Origin of the sequence: Bulleidia extructa W1219 (assembly GCF_000177375.1) — a bacterium.
In the GTDB taxonomy this organism is placed as follows: domain Bacteria; phylum Bacillota_I; class Bacilli_A; order Erysipelotrichales; family Erysipelotrichaceae; genus Bulleidia; species Bulleidia extructa.
Genome location: NZ_ADFR01000004.1, coordinates 1 through 17,011 on the forward strand (window position 1 = coordinate 1; position 17,011 = coordinate 17,011).

Sequence of the window (17,011 nt, forward strand, 5' to 3'; positions counted from 1 at the left end):
TAATTTTTCATGGTGAGATTATGAAAGCATATACATATATAAGTCATTCTATTCAAGAAACTTTTTATTTGGGAGAAAAAATAGGAAAACAGGCTTTTCCTGGTTTTTTGCTTTTGTTGGATGGTGATTTAGGTGCTGGAAAAACGGCATTGACAAAAGGTATTGGAAAAGGATTGAACGTTTCAAAAACGATTACCTCGCCTACGTTTAATATTCAAAAAATTTATAAAGGAAGAATAGTTTTAAATCATATCGATGCCTATCGTTTGGAAGGGATGATACAAGATCTTGGTTTTGATGAATATTTTGATGAAGAAGCGGTGACGGTTATTGAATGGAGTCATTTTATGTCGTATTTATTGCCGGATGAATATTTGAATTGTACCGTAACGATTCAATCAGATGATTCTCGTGTATATCATTTTGAGGCAAACGGAAAACAATATGAGAATTTCTTGGAGGAATTACAATGATTGTATTATGTTTAGATACGAGTATGCAGTATCTTGTACTTGGTTTAATGAATGAAAAGCAAGTATTGGCTAAAGTACAAAAGGAGATTCCTAAAAGGCAGTCGGAAGAAGTGTTTGTGGAACTAAATCATCTATTAGATATGGCTAATTTAGAGGTGAATGATATTGAGGCGGTTGTAGTAACCAACGGGCCGGGCTCTTATACAGGAGTTCGTATTGCTTTGACGATCGCAAAAGTGCTGGCCAGTTTAAGAAAAATTCCTTTTTATACCGTTAGTTCTCTACAATTATTAGCTGGGAAAAATAGTGGTCAAGTCATTTTAGACGCACGTGGAAAAAGGGTGTATACTGCCATTTATGAACAAGGTAACCTTATTGGAGAAGAAACTATTCAACCGATTGATCAATTGAATCGGGAAATTAAATTAATAGGCGATGTACATTTGATTAATCAAGAAAAGTCTACGTTGGATCTTGTGCAACATTTTTATGATTTAAAAGATAAGTGGATTTTGCAGGAAGATGTAGATCATGTGAAACCTAATTATTTAAAAGCGAATGAGGCTTATTTGATCAAATGATTCGACAAGCGAATGTAGAAGATTTATCTCGTATTGAAGCAATTGATCAACGGGCTTTTAAATATGGTTCTTGGTCGAAAGAGAATTATCAGAATGAATTAAAGAATAATCCGTATTCTAATTTATATGTCTATGAAAAAAATGAGATTTTAGGATTTATTGATTTCTGGGTGACTTTTGAAATAGGTGATATCACACGCATTGCCGTGGATCCTGAATACCAAGGACAAGGTATTGCGAAAGAACTGATCCGCTTTAGCTTAGAAAAAATGAGAAAAAAAAGTTGTGAATGTTGTCAATTAGAAGTCAGAGAGAGTAATCAAACCGCCATCCATTTATATAAGGTGTGCGGATTTGAAAAAATGAATATTCGTTATCGTTATTATGAAAATCAAGAAGACGCATGGGTGATGAGTCGAATGCTTTAGGAGGAAGTTTATGGCAAAAATATTAGCAATCGAAAGCAGTTGTGATGAAACGGCTTGTGCCATTGTGGAAGACGGACATGTGATATTGAGTAATGTGGTGTCAACTCAAATCGATACCCATAAGCAATTTGGAGGGGTAGTACCGGAGGTGGCTTCTCGCCTTCATGTTGAAAAAATATCAGTTGTCATCAAAGAGGCTTTAGAAAAAGCGGGGATGTCGGTTGAAGAGGTAGATGCAATCGCATACACAAAAGGGCCGGGATTGATCGGTTCATTACATGTAGGAGTACAAGCCGCTAAGACTTTGGCTTGGATGTACCAAAAACCAATGTTGCCAATGAACCACATGGCAGGACATATTTACGCAAATGCTTTTGTGCAAAAATTAAAATTTCCTTTATTAGCGTTAGTGATTTCAGGAGGACATAGTCAATTGATTTGGATGAAAGAAGATTATTCTTTTGAAATCATTGGTGATACATTAGATGATGCGGTGGGAGAAGCTTATGATAAAGTTTCTCGTGTTTTAGGGACGGGATATCCTGGTGGACCGATTATTGATCAATTGGCAAAACAGGGGAAGACACATTATTTTTTAAAAACTCCAAAAACAGAAGGGGCTTATGACTTTAGTTTTTCCGGTTTGAAATCCTCTGTTCTTCAGTTGATTCAAAGAGAAGAAAAAATGGGTCGCCCTTTAGTGAAAGAAGATGTTGCTTTTGCGTTTCAAGAGGTAGCGGTTCATTCTTTGGTAGATAAGACAATGGTGGCCGTACGTGATAAAAAACCGGCTATGGTTGTTTTGGCTGGTGGAGTTGCGGCTAATTCTCGGTTAAGAGAAATAATATTGGAAAGAATGCGTGCTTTCCCGGAAACAGAATTGATTTTACCACCTTTATCAGTATGTACTGATAATGCGGCGATGATTGGTGCGGCAGCTTGGGTGGCTTGGCAAAGAAAAGAGTTTGGTTCGTGGGAAGATTCAGCCGATTCCAGTATGGAATTGTCTGTTTAGTATTTCACAAATGAGCCGATTTGGAATAAAATGAAACTGGTGATGATTATGAATGATAAAAATGAGAAGAATGTTCCACGGGCAACGTTGCAACGTTATCCACTGTATTTAAAAGCACTACGTAAACTTCAAGAAGATGGTACCAATCGCATCATGTCGCGTGAATTGGCGGAATTAGTTTCGATTGAACCAACCACAATTCGCCGTGATTTTAGCTTTATTGGTAATCTGGGTAAACAAGGTTATGGTTATGATGTCACTCGATTGATTGAAATTTTCTCCGAAGAACTGGGGGTTAATTTTGATGAAAAAATCATTCTGGTAGGTGCGGGTAACTTAGGGCGAGCTTTGTTGAACTATAATCACTGGAATCATATTGTCGGAACCATTGTTTGTGCTTTCGATTTAGAACCAAGTTCAGAAGAAATTGGTGGTATTCCGGTATATCCATTGAGTGATTTGAATCGATATATGCCAGAAGGAACACGCATTGCGATTTTAACTATTTCGCAAGATGTTCAAGAAACGGTTGATTTATTGGTTGATGCTGGAATTGAAGGATTTGTGTCTTTTGCTATGGATCATTTTTCTGTTCCAAGCCATGTGTCTGTACGGCATATTGATGTAGTTTCAAAGATTCAAGAACTGGTCTTCGAAACTAATGAAAAGCAACAAAATAAAGGAGTTTAAATAATGCCAGGTGAAATGAGTATTCGCGATATTTATCGCTTAACAAAATCAGAAGTCGAATTGGAAAAAGATCAAGTTGAATACGTGCAACTACAAGGTTGGATTCGTACCAATCGTGCCGGAAAGAACGTATCCTTTATTTCTTTGAATGATGGGACTTATTTTAGTAATGCCCAGATTGTTTATGATGCGAATACTTTGAGTAACTACGAAGAAGTTTCTAAATATCTAACAGGTACAGCGATCTCGGTGATTGGAAAGTTGATATTGACCCCAGATGCCAAGCAACCTTTTGAAGTACAAGCAAAGGAAATTCGCTTAGAAGGATTAGCGGATCATACTTATCCACTACAAAAAAAGCGTCATAGTTTAGAATATTTAAGAGAAATTGCTCATTTAAGACCAAGAACCAATACTCTTTCGGCTGTTTTTAGGGTTAGATCGGTATTGGCAATGGCTATTCATACCTTTTTTCAAGAACAAGGATTCGTGTATGTGAACACCCCTATCATCACAGGAGCAGATGCGGAGGGAGCTGGAGAAACATTTACTGTTACCACTAATTATGGTGAAAAGATGGAAGAAGATTTCTTTGGTAAGCATGCTAGTTTAACGGTGTCGGGTCAATTGCAGGCTGAGGCTTTTGCGCTGGCTTTTCGCGATGTTTATACTTTTGGACCAACTTTTAGAGCAGAGGAAAGTAACACAACAACACACGCTGCGGAATTCTGGATGATTGAACCGGAGATGGCTTTTGCGGATTTGGAATATGATATGGATGTTATTGAAGATATGGTTAAATTCTGTATTGATTATGTCATGGAGATGTGTCCGGAAGAAATGAACTTCTTCAATGAACGGATTGACACAAGTCTGTTGGAACGTCTAAATCATGTTCGTTCTACTGCTTTTAGAAGAATGTCATATACTGAAGCTATTGAAATCTTAAAGAAAGCTGATGTTAAATTTGAAAATAACCAGATTGAATGGGGCATGGATTTAAATACGGAACACGAACGTTACCTCACTGATCAAGTGGTGAAAGGGCCTGTTTTCTTGACAGATTATCCAAAGGAAATAAAGGCTTTCTATATGCGTGAAAATGAAGATGGGAAAACAGTAGCGGCAACAGATTTATTAGTTCCTACAGTAGGAGAACTGGTTGGCGGTTCACAACGTGAAGAGCGTTTGGAACTTTTAGAAAAGAAGATGAAGGATCTTGGTATGAATCTAGACAATTATCAATGGTATTTGGATTTGCGTCGTTATGGTGGTTGTGAACATGCTGGATTTGGTTTGGGATTTGAACGTTTGGTGATGTATGTGACAGGAATGAAAAACATTCGTGATGTCATTCCTTTTGCCCGTACACCGAAGAACTTGGATTTTTAGGATGGGTTACCATCCTTTTTTAGAGGTTAGAAATGTTATATCAAGTTAATAAAGCAAAAAAATCATTTGCCGGAAATGATGTGTTTGAAAATGTTAATTTCATGGTGAAAGGAACGGAAAAAATAGCGTTGGTTGGTCGCAATGGTTGTGGTAAGACCACTTTTCTACGATGCCTTACCGGTGAAGAGTGTTTTGATGAAGGAACAGTCAACCAACAAAATGGCACAAGCATTGGTTATCTTTCACAGAAAGTCTTCGCACGAAATGAAGCAACCGTAGAAGAGGAACTATATCAAATTTTTGATCCTTTATTTCAAATTGAAAAAGAAATGAATCGGTTAACTATGCGGATGGCACAGGATCATAGTGAAGAAGTGTTAAACAGATACGCTTATTTGCAAGAACAATTCGAACAAAAGGGAGGCTATACGTGGGAAAGTGAATTAATGTCAGTCTTTACTCGCTTTGGTTTTGTCAAAGAAGATTTAAAGAAAACTGTTAGAACATTTTCGGGAGGTCAAAAGACAAGATTGGCTTTTGTACGGTTGTTACTGTCAAAACCGGATCTGTTATTATTGGATGAACCAACCAATCATTTAGACGTTGAAGCTATTGAATGGTTAGAGGGTTATATTAAAAATTATCCGAAAGCTGTTTTAATTGTGTCACATGATCGAATGTTTCTGGACCATACTGTTGAAGTGGTTTATCACATGGAGTTTGGCTCAATGAAGCGTTACCCGGGAAATTATTCCCATTTTGTACAAGAAAGAGAACATGACTTAGAACGTCAACAAGCAGCCTACGTTCGACAACAGAAAGATATTGAACGTCTGGAAACTTTGATTGAGAAATTTCGATATAAAGCTAATAAGGCTTCTTTTGCCCAAAGTAAAATCAAATATTTAGATAAGATGGAGAAAATCGATCCGATTCAAGATACGAAAAGAAATTTCCATGCTCATTTTAAAGCCCGCTTAAAAGGTGGTGAACAGGTATTGACGGTGGATCATTTAAAGATTGGTTATGATCGTGTTTTGGAAGAAGTTACTTTTAAAGTCAGAAGAGGGGATCGGATTGCTATCATGGGTCCAAATGGAACAGGAAAATCTACTTTGATGAAAACTTTAATGGGACGAATTCCTGCTTTAGGAGGTTCCTTCCTGTTTGGGTATCAAATTGAAAAAGGATATTTTGATCAGCAGCTAGCTCAGTTTTCAAGTGATAAAACGGTTATTGAAGAGGTTTGGGATGAACATCCGGAATTAGACAGAACACAAATTCGATCGGTTTTAGGTCAATTCTTATTTTCGGCAGATGATGTTTTTAAAGATGTTCGTATTTTGTCAGGGGGAGAAAAGGTTCGCTTGTCTTTTGTGAAACTCTTATTAGAAGAAGCCAATACTTTATTGTTAGATGAACCGACCAATCATTTGGACATTCCTGGAAAGGAAGCCTTGGAATCTTCTTTAAAAGATTTTGATGGTACTATCCTTTTTGTGTCACATGACCGTTATTTTATTCAACAGGTTGCGACAAGCATTTTAGAGTTACAAGAAGATGGAGCGGTTTTTTATCCGCAGACGTATGAGGCATACCGGCAACATAAACAAGAGGCTGTTCAGCCTGTTCAAATACCTAAAAAAATAAAAGAAGTGAAAAAATCTTCTGGTTTATCTCCGGAAGGAATGAGGCGGAAATTGAAGCGTTTGGAAGAACAAATTTCTAAAAAAGAAGAAGAATTAGAAGCCATGCGACAACTTCGTTTTGAACCGGAATATTATCAGGATTATCAGAAGATGAATTTGTTAGATATGGATATTGATGATATTCATAATGAAATGGCTCATTTGGAAAAAGAATGGGAAGAATTATTGGAAGAAAGTGAATCTTAATTTTTTTTGGAAGCGGACTTTTTCTTTAGAAACAGATTGATTTGTGCTATTCTAGAAAAGTAAATGCTATAAAGGAGGACAAAATCAATGTCAGAATTATCACCGCTTCAAAAAGCACGGTATGTCTATAAGCCAAAGCTTCCTAAGATGTTAAGAAATGGTATTTCAGAAATTTGTGTGAAAGAAGGAGAAGTAACACAAAGTGTAGCGGATCAAGAGAAGATCAAAGCTTTATTTCCAAACACTTATGGTAAAAAAGAAATTACTTTTGAAAAAGGAGTTAATACATCTCTTTCTAAGAAACAAGTTGTTGGTGTGATTTTATCAGGTGGGCAGGCGCCTGGCGGACACAATGTAGTTTGTGGGTTATATGATGCTTTAAAGGCAACGAACTCGGACAATATTTTGTATGGATTTAAAAAAGGTCCTAGTGGATTGATTGAAGATGATTTTGTTGAATTTGATGATGCTTTTATTGATCAATATCGTAATACAGGTGGATTTGATATTATTGGTTCTGGTCGTACTAAATTGGAAACAGAAGAACAATTTAAGATTGCTGCGGAAGTATGTGCGAAGCATGGTATCACTGCTATTGTTATTATTGGGGGAGATGATTCGAATACAAACGCGGCTGTTTTAGCGGAATATTTCGCAACTCATGGTACGGGTGTTCAAGTGATTGGGTGCCCAAAGACAATTGATGGTGATCTGAAGAATGAGGATATTGAAATTTCCTTTGGTTTTGATACAGCTACCAAGACCTACTCGGAATTAATTGGTAATATTGAACGTGATGCTAATTCGGCTAAGAAATACTGGCATTTTGTGAAGGTCATGGGGCGTTCAGCTTCTCATGTGGCTTTGGAATGCGCTTTGGAAACACAACCAAATATTTGTTTGATTTCAGAGGAAGTAGCGAAGAAGAAAATGTCTTTATCACAAATCGCTAATTATATTGCCGATTCAGTTGAAAAACGTTCTGCAAAAGGGATGAATTTTGGAGTGGCTATTATTCCGGAAGGCGTGGTGGAATTTGTGCCTGAATTTTCGACGTTGATTGCAGAAATCAATGAATTATTGGTCGGAAAAAAAGCTGATGAATTTAATGCTTTAGCCTCTTGGGAAGAAAAATATGCGTTTATTAAAAAAGGCCTATCGGAAGATTCTTTTAAGGTATTTGATATTTTACCACAAGCGATTCAGCAGCAGTTATTCTTAGAAAGAGATCCTCATGGCAATGTGCAGGTGTCTTTGATTGAATCGGAAAAATTGTTTTCGGCTTTGGTGAAGGATGTTTTAGCACAAAGAAAAGCTAAGGGTACTTATAATGGTAAATTTAATGCACTACATCATTTCTTTGGTTATGAAGGACGTTGTGCTTTTCCATCTAACTTTGATGCGGATTATTGTTACTCATTAGGATATAATGCCTTTATGTTGATTCAATATGGTTATAACGGTTATCTATCCAAGGTGTCGAATTTATCGAAACCGGCGGATCAATGGCTGGCTGGTGGTATGCCCATTACTAAGATGATGAACATAGAAAGAAGACATGGTGAAGATAAGCCTGTTATTAGGAAGGCTTTGGTTGAATTGGATGGTAAACCGTTCAAGTATTTTGAAGCACATCGCGAGGTATGGGCGGTAGAAACGTCCTACACTTATCCAGGGGCTATTCAATACTATGGACCGGTTGAAGTTTGTGATTTAACGACAAGAACATTAGCTTTGGAAAAAGGTGAATAAGTAAAAAAGAAGAAAGCCTTGTTTGGGCGATTCTTCTTTTTTGTTTTTGAGTATTGCATTTAGATTGACAATTCGGGGTTAAAATAAAAGACTGGTTTCCCAGTCAAAAGCGGAGAAGAAGGGATTTGAACCCTTGCACGCTTTCACGTCTGCTGGTTTTCGAAACCAGTCCCTTCAGCCTCTTGGGTACTTCTCCATAGCCCTAAAATTATAGCACGAAGTTAAAAAATGTCTAATTGGATTTTAAAATTAGGTGTTTATTAAAAAAACTACGAAAACCAATCATTTTATAGGTAATATACACTCGATAATGAAACCTTGAAGAGTTTATAGAGAAACCGTTTAAGAAAGGGTCGATAGAGTAGAGTGAATAGCCTATTTTTTAGTTTGAAGAATAAAAAAATGTAAAATAAATGAAAGCATTTTCATAAAAAATGAAATAAATATGAAAAAGTATCCAAAAAAACTTTCAAAAGATAGACAAGATAATGAAAAAAATTTAATATAATCAATGTGAGGCACAATTGCCTTTAGGAGGGATTATGAAGACAATTTTTAAAAAGGGTTTTGCTGTTGTGGCTGCTATTGCAACGCTCGTTGGTTGTAGTGGAAAAGGTGGCTCTGCAACAACAACATCTGAAGATTTCAATTATATCTATCAAACTGATCCGGTAACATTTGACTATTTAACAACTCAACGTCGAGTTGATACACAAGTTTTGGTAAACTTGGTGGATGGTTTGGTTGAAAATGACCGTTATGGTAAGTATGTAGGTGCTTTGGCTGAAAAAATTGAACATAGCGATGATTATAAGACATGGACATTCCATTTACGTAAGGGTGCTAAATGGTACACCAGTGAACAAGAAGAATATGCCGAAACAAAAGCACAGGATTTTGTGGCTGGTTTGCAACACGCACTGGATGCTAAGTCCGGAACTGCATATTTAGTAGAAGGCTTAGTGAAGAATGTTAGTGAATATGAGAAAGGATTGGTAGGCTTTGACAAGGTCGGAGTGAAGGCTCTGGATGATTACACAGTTCAATACCAACTGGTTAAGCCGGCTACCTATTTTGATTCTCTGGCTTCTTATTCCATCTTGTATCCGGTGAATCAGAAGTTCTTGGAGTCTAAGGGTAAAGGATGTAAGTTAGGTGCTTATAATGCAAATACTTGCTCATTTGGTAAAACCGATCCAAGCTCTATTCTTTACAATGGTGCTTATTTCTTGTCGAACTTTACGACAAAGTCTAAGATTGAATATACGAAGAATCCTAACTATTGGGATAAAGATCATGTTTATATTAATAAAGTTAATTTGATTTATGACGATGGACAAGATAGCCATTCTGTGATCAATGGTTTTGAAAAGGGCAATTATGTACAAGCTGGAATTTCCGGTACTTGGGATCCAAATGAACAGAAATCTTATAAAAACAAGTACGCTGGAAAGGTGACAAGCGGTTTACCGGATACCTCAACTTTCAACTTGACATTTAATTATAATCGTAGAGCATATAAGTATTCGAACAAAACGGATGAACAAAAGAAAAATACGCAAGCTGCTATTAGAAATGTGAACTTCCGTAAAGCTTTCCGTGCCGCCTTTGATCGTGTTTCTTATACAACACAAAGAACCGGATCGGAAGATTTGGCAAAACAGATGATTCGTAACACGGTAACAAAAGGTGACTTTGTTAATGTAAATAAAGGAACGTTTGCTCAATCGGTTGCTTCACAATTGAAAGATAAGAATCAAATTCGCGGTGATTTCAACGATGGTAATGATGCTTTCTATAATCCGGAAATGGTTCAAAAATATATCGAAGCCGCCAAGAAAGATGGTATTAAGTTCCCTGTTACATTGGATTATGTAACCCAAGATGTGGACTTGTTTAATGCTTTCGCCGCTTCTATGAAGAGCTCGATTGAAAAGGCTTCTAATAAGCAGATTTTAATTAATGTTCACTCTGAAAAGAGCCAAGATAAGTACTTAGCTGTTACTTATAATGTTGAAGATGCAAAAGATAATGACTGGGATATTTCAACCGCTACCGGTTGGGGTCCAGACTATTTAGATCCTAAATCTTACTTAAATATTTATTCGCCAATCAATGGTGATATGATTAAGTCATTGGGTATTAATGCACAAAACACTTCTTTCTATAAAGAAAGTGATAAAGCTGCGGCTAATGCGCTTAAGTTGCATGAGTATCAAGCTTTACTGGATAAGGCTGAAGCGATTTCAACAGATTTAAATAAGAGATTTGAAGCCTATGCCAAGGCTGAAGCTTGGTTGACAGATAATGCTGTTGAAATACCAATTGACTGTTCGCCAATTGTATATAAAGTTTCTAAAGTGAAACCATTCACAGCTGAATATTCCGATGCAGGACCAAGTATTGATAAGTATAAGCACATGGTTGTGCAAAAAGAAATTGTAACTACTGAAGAGTATAATAAAGCTAAGGAAGAATGGCTGAAGAAGCGTTCCGGCAAATAAAAATGAATGAGGGGAGTTTGAAAGAAACTTCCCTTTTCATATAAGAAAAATGAAAAAGTTTTCATGTAATTTCTTGAAAAAAATATCAAAAATAGAGTGAAAATGATCAAAGGTTATGCTAAACTATAACAGATATAAGAAAGGGTGAGATTATGGGCCGTTATATTATAGGAAGATTAATTCGTTCGGCGTTCTCGGTTATTGCGGTTGTAGTGATTGCATTAACGTTGGTTTATACACAAATTGACCGATCGAAAGTTTTCCAGCAAGATCCAACATGGGTGAAATTAAAAGATGAAGACTCTAAAACACGTTATATGAATGGTGTTTATCAACGCTTAGGCTACTTAGATTTCAAAGAGCAAAATGATGTTTGCCGAGGAAAGGACAGCGGTTGTATGACCGTTGGTTCTAAGGAAGCGAAAACGGCGTTTGAGGAATTAAAAAATAAAGGGTATACCGTAAAAACTTATAACTCAGGATTATACTATGCGACAAAAGAGTATAGTATTTTAGATTTGGTTAAAAACTGGTTTGGTCATTTAGTTGAGGTAGATCATCCATGGCGTATTTCGGATGAACATAATCCTAATTTAGAAAGAAAAATCTATATTGAAAATGATTACAACGGATTACCAGCAATTAAAGGTTCTGGAACGGTTCATAAGTACCTCTTATATTTTGATAATAAATTTCCGTTTGTTCATCAAAATTTCATTAATTTGAACTTTGGTGTATCCTATCCGACTTTCGGTGGAGTTGGTGTAAAAGATGTGTTAACTCAAACGCAGGGTTCGAGCAAACAATTGCCGGTTGTCTTTGAAACGGGCAAAAAAGCGAATAGTGCTCTTCAATTGCACACTTGTAAGTATAAGTCAACGGATACGATAGATGATTTAGATAGAGGCCGTTTCTTTGACAATTATGCCAATTGTGAAAATTTGCATAAGGATCCATCGATGATTGGAACTTCTATGACCATGGGAGTTATTGCCTTGATTATCACCTATCTTATTGGTATTCCTGCCGGTATGGCCATGGCTGCTCATAAGGATAAATGGCAAGATAAACTGGGGACGGTGTATATTAATGTTATGTCGGCGGTGCCATCTCTTGCATTTATTTATTTTGTGCAGTTTATTGGTATGAAGTTTGGATTGCCGGATAAATTTCCAACTTTAGGGGCTCATAATGTGCGTTCTTACATTATGCCTGTCTTGATTTTGGGGTTATTATCAACAGGAGGCATTATGATGTGGATGAGGCGATTTATGTTAGATCAGGCAAGCTCGGATTATGTTAAATTTGCCAGAGCTAAAGGCTTATCACAAAGAGAAATCTTCCGCAAGCATATTTTAAGAAATGCGTCGATTCCATTAGTGAATGGAATTCCGGCAGCGGTGATTCTAACGATCTCCGGCGCAGTGATTACGGAAACAGTATTCGCTATTCCGGGTATGGGTAAGATGTTACCGGATTCTATCAAGGCCTATAATAATCCAATGGTTATTGCTATTACCTTTATTTTAACGACTCTATCGATTCTTTCGTTGTTACTAGGCGACTTATTGGTAACGGTTGTTGATCCTCGTATTCAATTGACTTCGAAAGGAGAAAGCCGCTAATGAATGATGAATTATTTACGTTCGTTGATCTTGATTCTAAAGCATCCGAACATATTTCCAGTCCTCATTATTCTTATTGGAAATCGGTTTTTCGTAAATTCTTTTCCAGTAAGACCGCTATTTTCTTTTTAGCTTTGTCGTTGATCGTTATCTTGATGGCTTTGATTTATCCATCTGTCTCTGGTTTTAATCCAGCAGTAAAAGCCTATGTTAATGATTTTTCAAGACGTTTCATTAAGCCAAACGCTACTTTCTGGTTTGGGACAGATACGGTCGGTGATTCCTTGTTTGATTCGGTTTGGTTAGGAACAAGAACTTCCTTGAACTTAGCCATTATTGCTACAATAATTACCAATGTTATCGGGGTTATCGTAGGAGCTTTCTGGGGTTATTCCAAAAAGCTAGATATCTTTATGTTGGAACTCTATAACATTATTGCGAATGTTCCATTTACATTGGTCGTCATGGTTTTGATGTATGTTATCGGTCAAGGTTTCTGGCAATTGATTTTTGCCTTGACGGCTACTTCTTGGTTAGGAACTGCTTATTCCATTCGTATTCAAGTGATGATGATTCGTGATCGTGAATACAATTTGGCCTCCCGTTGTTTGGGAACACCTACACCGAAAATTATTCGTCATAATGTATTGCCTTATTTAGTGTCTGTTATCGTGACACAGGTATCACGTGATGTGCCTAATTATATTTCTTATGAAGTATTCCTGTCATTTTTAGGAATTGGGTTGAGTGCAAATGATGTGTCTTTAGGACAATTGATTTCAAAATATTCCACTTTTATGACTTCGGCTGCGTATTTATTCTGGATTCCTGTCTTTATGTCGGCTATCATTTCGGTATCGCTTTATATTGTTGGTCAGACATTAGCGGACGCTTCTGATCCAAAAACCCATATGTAAGGAGGAAAAATCATGTCAGAAATGAAAATGAATTTAGACGTTTCTTTAGATAGTGGGAATAAGAAAGCGGTCTTGAGTGCTCGTGATATTGTGGTTAAGTTCCATGTTCGTGAACGGATTTTAACGGCTATTCGTAATGTGTCTATTGATTTATACGAAGGAGAGACATTGGCTATTGTTGGCGAATCCGGTTCTGGGAAATCGGTTTTCACTAAGACTTTTACAGGTATGTTAGAAGCCAATGGTTTTATTCCTCAAGGACGCATTATGTTTGAAGGAAAGAATTTATTAGATAATCAGAATGATAAAGAATGGGAAGCTATTCGTGGTAAAAAGATTGCAACCATTTTCCAAGATCCGATGACTTCTTTGAATCCGATTCGTTCAATTGGTTCGCAAATTACGGAAGTGATTGTTAAACACCAGGGTAAGTCAATGAGTGAAGCTCGTGCAGAAGCTGTAGATTTGATGAAGAAAGTCGGGATCAATAATGCTGAAAAGCGTTTTGATGAATATCCATTTCAATATTCCGGTGGCATGCGCCAACGGATTGTTATTGCGATTGCTTTGGCTTGTCATCCAAAAATTTTGATTTGTGATGAACCGACTACCGCATTGGATGTGACCATTCAAGCTCAAATTATTAAGTTGATCAAAGAATTATCAGCAGAGTATCATTTCACAACGGTTTATATCACACATGACTTAGGGGTTGTCGCCAATGTAGCGGATAAGGTGGCGGTAATGTACGCCGGTCAGATTGTTGAATATGGAACGGTTGAAGAGATTTTCTATGATCCAAAGCATCCATACACTTGGGCTTTGTTGAGCTCATTACCTCAGTTGGGAATTAAAGGGCAAGATCTCTATGCTATTACCGGCACTCCGCCAAGCTTATTTGAAGAAATCAAAGGAGATGCCTTTGCTCCACGTAATCCATATGCGATGAAGATTGATTTTGAGCAAGAACCGCCAATGTTTGCTGTAACCAATACACATTTAGCTAAAACTTGGTTGATGGATCCTCGAGCTCCGAAGGTTGAAAAGCCGGAAGCGATTCGTAATTTGCATGAACGCTTATTAAGTACATTAGGAGAAGGAGGAATTTATCATGGCTAATACAGATAAAGAAGTATTGATTTCAGCCAAGAATCTTGAGGTTACCTTCGGCTCTGGTCACAATAAATTTGTTGCAGTCAAAGATGTTAATTTTGATGTGTATCGGGGAGAAACATTTTCTTTGGTTGGAGAATCCGGATCAGGTAAGACGACGGTAGCGCGTGCTTTGATTCGTATTAATCCATTAAGTAATGGAGAAGTTATTTTTGAAGGAAAGAAAATTTCAGGAAAAATTTCTAAGGAATTGGATCACGAAGTGGTCAAGAAAATTCAAATGGTTTTTCAAGACCCGGCGGCTTCTTTAAATGAACGTGCTACGATTGATTATATTGTTTCTGAAGGGTTATCTAACTTCCATTTGTATAAAAATGAAGAAGATCGTCGTAAAAAAGTTGTCAATGCTTTGACAGAGGTGGGTCTTCTGGAGGAACATTTATCTCGTTATCCACATGAATTTTCCGGTGGGCAGCGTCAGCGCATTGGAATTGCTCGTGCTATCATTATGGAACCTGAATTGTTAATTGCAGATGAACCTATCTCAGCTTTAGATGTATCCATTCGTGCTCAAGTCTTGAATCTATTGAAGAAGTTACAAAAAGAAAGAAATTTGACAACGGTCTTCATTGCGCATGACTTATCGGTGGTTCGCTTCATCTCAGATCGTATTGCGGTGATTCATTTGGGTCGTATCGTAGAATTGGCGGAAACAAATGAGTTGTTCCGCAATCCATTGCATCCATACACACAATCGTTATTAGGGGCTGTTCCAATTCCAGACCCACAAATCGAAAAGAATAAAGTGGTTCCTGCTTATTCAACGGATTCTCATCATTATGAAACAGACAAACCAAGTTTCCAAGAAATTAAACCCGGTCACTTTGTTTGGGCAAATAAGACAGAAATGGATGAGTATCGCAAGAAATTAAAATAGAAAAAAAGACTTAAATTCGAAAAATTCAAGTTTAAGTCTTTTAATTTAAGCTTTTTATGGAAGAGAAAATAAAAGATAGCTCCTATCTATAAAAAGTAATAGTCATAAGATACTTAGTAAAAGAAATGCAATAACATACATAAAAGCAACACAACATATGAAGCATAAAGAATAGAATTTGGAATATTTTTTCTTCTTTCTTCAATGTCTTTACGATATTGTTTGAAATCATGGTGTTTCCATTTTCGGTAGCTTAAGAAAGCGTAGTCACCTTTTAGCCAAGAAAGACGAAAAATTCCAATTGCAAAATAAAGGAAGCCGATAATGGTTAATGTATTTAGAAAATGTAGGAAACTTTTTTGGAAGCAAAGGGAAAAGAGAGCGATGGAAATAGATAACCCAACCCATATCCAAGTGTTTCGGTTCTGATAAGCTTTTAACATGTTAGTGGTATTATAAAAGAAAAAAACAAGAATGAAAAGAGTTTCTCGAATTGTATTCTAATAAAGAAAACTGGTATAATCTAGAGGAAGGATAAAAGGGATATTGTATGGATTTTAATAAACTTAAGAATTGGATTGCACCAATAGATGAAGAAGAGGATGAAGAGGCTTTGGAAGTCAACACACAAGAAATGGAGACAATTTCTCCGGTGAGTAAATATGAGACAACTAAGTCGGATATAAAGAAAGTGGCAGGTGATACGCAAGTGGTTTTATTTGAACCTCGTGATTTTAGCCAAGCAGAAGAGGTTGGCAAGCATTTAAAAGAACGTCGTGCAGCTGTGGTCAATTTACATAAGTTACCAAGAGATGCGGCTCAGCGGATGATTGATTTCTTAACGGGTGTGGTTTATGCAGTGGATGGATCAATTCAAAAAATTGGGCATAATGTTATCCTTTGTACGCCAAAAAATGTGCCGGTTGAAGGAGCGATTAATTTAAATAATGATGAAGACTAAGGATTTTGATACCTTAGTGGCTCATTTACACGATTTACAGCAAAAAAGTGAATTGTGGAATACTCCTGTTTGTTCAGGTTTTTTAGAAGAAGCTGAACAGATGAAGATATTTCCTTTATTCCCCGAAAGTGATGGTGTTCATTATTTTGGTGGATATGAGGAGGCTATGAAGAAAAAAGTCATCTTCTTACCAATGGGAGAGGGTGGCTTTTCTGATGTTGTTTGTTTGAAAGCTAAAATTAACCAGAAATTTCGTAAGATTGGACATAAAGATGTATTAGGGGCTTTGATGGCTTTGCAAGTGGAGAGAAGCTCCTTTGGTGACTTTTGGGTAGAAGAAGGGGCTGTTTATCTATATACCAGTGAAGATATGGTCTCCTTTTTTGAACGATATTTCACACAAGTGAACCAATTACGAATTCATTGGGAAAGGCTAGAGAACTATCCCGTTTATAAACGAGCTTTTCAAGTTTTTGAAGTGGTTGTAGCATCTAATCGCCTTGATGCTATGGTGGCAGCTTTAATGAAAACTTCTCGTGAAAAAGCGAAGCGTCAAATTCAAGCCGGTCAAGTATTCTTGAATCATGAAATGATTGAAGAAGCCAGTAAATTGTGCCATAATGGGACTACGATTTCTATACGTGGCTGTGGGAGATTTCAATTTATGGAAATGATTCGACAGACGAAAAGCGGTCGTTTGGTTGCGAGTATGAAGCAATATATTTGAA

General features: G+C 36.9%; 15 protein-coding genes and 1 tRNA gene. 15 read left to right on the forward strand and 1 reads right to left on the reverse strand.

What is annotated here, in order from left to right:
• The 8 genes from tsaE to HMPREF9013_RS03495 all read left to right on the forward strand — a co-directional run.
• Positions 1–473 (forward strand): tRNA (adenosine(37)-N6)-threonylcarbamoyltransferase complex ATPase subunit type 1 TsaE (gene tsaE / locus HMPREF9013_RS03460; RefSeq protein ID WP_422868740.1); only part of this gene is annotated, 473 nt, incomplete at its 5' end.
• Positions 470–1,054, forward strand: a complete 585-nt coding sequence (gene tsaB, locus HMPREF9013_RS03465; RefSeq protein WP_006626992.1) for a tRNA (adenosine(37)-N6)-threonylcarbamoyltransferase complex dimerization subunit type 1 TsaB — start codon at positions 470–472, stop codon at positions 1,052–1,054. The genes tsaE and tsaB, both read left to right, overlap by 4 nt.
• Positions 1,051–1,482, forward strand: coding sequence for a ribosomal protein S18-alanine N-acetyltransferase (gene rimI, locus HMPREF9013_RS03470; RefSeq protein WP_006626993.1), 432 nt, complete (start codon positions 1,051–1,053; stop codon positions 1,480–1,482). The genes tsaB and rimI overlap by 4 nt, the downstream gene beginning before the upstream one ends.
• A 10-nt stretch (positions 1,483–1,492) precedes the next feature.
• Positions 1,493–2,497 (forward strand): tRNA (adenosine(37)-N6)-threonylcarbamoyltransferase complex transferase subunit TsaD, encoded by a 1,005-nt coding sequence (gene tsaD, locus HMPREF9013_RS03475; protein WP_006626994.1) that lies wholly within the window; start codon positions 1,493–1,495, stop codon positions 2,495–2,497.
• 48 nt (positions 2,498–2,545) lie between these two features.
• Complete coding sequence (locus HMPREF9013_RS03480; protein ID WP_006626995.1) at positions 2,546–3,187, forward strand: redox-sensing transcriptional repressor Rex; 642 nt, start codon at positions 2,546–2,548, stop codon at positions 3,185–3,187.
• Between the two features lie 3 nt (positions 3,188–3,190).
• Positions 3,191–4,579 carry an asparagine--tRNA ligase gene (gene asnS / locus HMPREF9013_RS03485; protein WP_006626996.1) on the forward strand — a complete coding sequence of 463 codons (1,389 nt, stop codon included), beginning with the start codon at positions 3,191–3,193 and terminating at the stop codon, positions 4,577–4,579.
• 32 nt (positions 4,580–4,611) lie between these two features.
• Complete coding sequence (locus HMPREF9013_RS03490; RefSeq protein WP_006626997.1) at positions 4,612–6,474, forward strand: ABC-F family ATP-binding cassette domain-containing protein; 1,863 nt, start codon at positions 4,612–4,614, stop codon at positions 6,472–6,474.
• Positions 6,475–6,561: 87 nt separating this feature from the next.
• Positions 6,562–8,226 (forward strand): diphosphate--fructose-6-phosphate 1-phosphotransferase, encoded by a 1,665-nt coding sequence (locus HMPREF9013_RS03495; RefSeq protein WP_006626998.1) that lies wholly within the window; start codon positions 6,562–6,564, stop codon positions 8,224–8,226.
• Positions 8,227–8,336: 110 nt separating this feature from the next.
• Here HMPREF9013_RS03495 and HMPREF9013_RS03500 read toward each other — a convergent pair.
• Positions 8,337–8,422: transfer RNA gene (locus HMPREF9013_RS03500), tRNA-Ser, on the reverse strand.
• Positions 8,423–8,768: 346 nt separating this feature from the next.
• Here HMPREF9013_RS03500 and HMPREF9013_RS03505 point away from each other — a divergent pair.
• From HMPREF9013_RS03505 to HMPREF9013_RS03535, 7 genes are all read left to right on the forward strand, one after another.
• On the forward strand, positions 8,769–10,730 hold the full coding sequence (locus HMPREF9013_RS03505) for a peptide ABC transporter substrate-binding protein (RefSeq protein ID WP_006626999.1): 1,962 nt from the start codon (positions 8,769–8,771) through the stop codon (positions 10,728–10,730).
• 152 nt (positions 10,731–10,882) lie between these two features.
• The gene (locus HMPREF9013_RS03510) at positions 10,883–12,355 is read left to right on the forward strand and encodes an ABC transporter permease (RefSeq protein ID WP_006627000.1); all 1,473 of its coding nucleotides are present in this window, start codon (positions 10,883–10,885) and stop codon (positions 12,353–12,355) included.
• Positions 12,355–13,272 (forward strand): oligopeptide ABC transporter permease OppC, encoded by a 918-nt coding sequence (gene oppC, locus HMPREF9013_RS03515; RefSeq protein ID WP_006627001.1) that lies wholly within the window; start codon positions 12,355–12,357, stop codon positions 13,270–13,272. The genes HMPREF9013_RS03510 and oppC overlap by 1 nt, the downstream gene beginning before the upstream one ends.
• Before the next feature lie 12 nt (positions 13,273–13,284).
• Positions 13,285–14,391 (forward strand): ABC transporter ATP-binding protein, encoded by a 1,107-nt coding sequence (locus HMPREF9013_RS03520; protein WP_006627002.1) that lies wholly within the window; start codon positions 13,285–13,287, stop codon positions 14,389–14,391.
• A complete protein-coding gene (locus HMPREF9013_RS03525; RefSeq protein WP_006627003.1) occupies positions 14,384–15,322 on the forward strand; it encodes an ATP-binding cassette domain-containing protein in 939 nt (312 codons plus the stop codon). The genes HMPREF9013_RS03520 and HMPREF9013_RS03525 overlap by 8 nt, the downstream gene beginning before the upstream one ends.
• Positions 15,323–15,872: 550 nt before the next feature.
• Positions 15,873–16,283, forward strand: a complete 411-nt coding sequence (locus HMPREF9013_RS03530; RefSeq protein WP_006627005.1) for a cell division protein SepF — start codon at positions 15,873–15,875, stop codon at positions 16,281–16,283.
• On the forward strand, positions 16,270–17,010 hold the full coding sequence (locus HMPREF9013_RS03535) for a YlmH/Sll1252 family protein (RefSeq protein WP_006627006.1): 741 nt from the start codon (positions 16,270–16,272) through the stop codon (positions 17,008–17,010). Before HMPREF9013_RS03530 ends, HMPREF9013_RS03535 begins: the two co-directional genes overlap by 14 nt.
• Position 17,011: the final 1 nt, after the last annotated feature.

Bases quoted from the DNA above. Each gene is read 5' to 3' on its own strand.
- HMPREF9013_RS03495 (WP_006626998.1), top strand. From the start codon at position 6,562: ATGTCAGAATTATCACCGCTTCAAAAAGCACGGTATGTCTATAAGCCA.
- HMPREF9013_RS03525 (WP_006627003.1), top strand. From the start codon at position 14,384: ATGGCTAATACAGATAAAGAAGTATTGATTTCAGCCAAGAATCTTGAG.
- HMPREF9013_RS03505 (WP_006626999.1), top strand. From the start codon at position 8,769: ATGAAGACAATTTTTAAAAAGGGTTTTGCTGTTGTGGCTGCTATTGCA.
- HMPREF9013_RS03490 (WP_006626997.1), top strand. From the start codon at position 4,612: ATGTTATATCAAGTTAATAAAGCAAAAAAATCATTTGCCGGAAATGAT.
- HMPREF9013_RS03520 (WP_006627002.1), top strand. From the start codon at position 13,285: ATGTCAGAAATGAAAATGAATTTAGACGTTTCTTTAGATAGTGGGAAT.
- HMPREF9013_RS03530 (WP_006627005.1), top strand. From the start codon at position 15,873: ATGGATTTTAATAAACTTAAGAATTGGATTGCACCAATAGATGAAGAA.
- oppC (WP_006627001.1), top strand. From the start codon at position 12,355: ATGAATGATGAATTATTTACGTTCGTTGATCTTGATTCTAAAGCATCC.
- HMPREF9013_RS03510 (WP_006627000.1), top strand. From the start codon at position 10,883: ATGGGCCGTTATATTATAGGAAGATTAATTCGTTCGGCGTTCTCGGTT.
- asnS (WP_006626996.1), top strand. From the start codon at position 3,191: ATGCCAGGTGAAATGAGTATTCGCGATATTTATCGCTTAACAAAATCA.
- HMPREF9013_RS03535 (WP_006627006.1), top strand. From the start codon at position 16,270: ATGATGAAGACTAAGGATTTTGATACCTTAGTGGCTCATTTACACGAT.
- tsaD (WP_006626994.1), top strand. From the start codon at position 1,493: ATGGCAAAAATATTAGCAATCGAAAGCAGTTGTGATGAAACGGCTTGT.
- HMPREF9013_RS03480 (WP_006626995.1), top strand. From the start codon at position 2,546: ATGAATGATAAAAATGAGAAGAATGTTCCACGGGCAACGTTGCAACGT.
- tsaB (WP_006626992.1), top strand. From the start codon at position 470: ATGATTGTATTATGTTTAGATACGAGTATGCAGTATCTTGTACTTGGT.
- rimI (WP_006626993.1), top strand. From the start codon at position 1,051: ATGATTCGACAAGCGAATGTAGAAGATTTATCTCGTATTGAAGCAATT.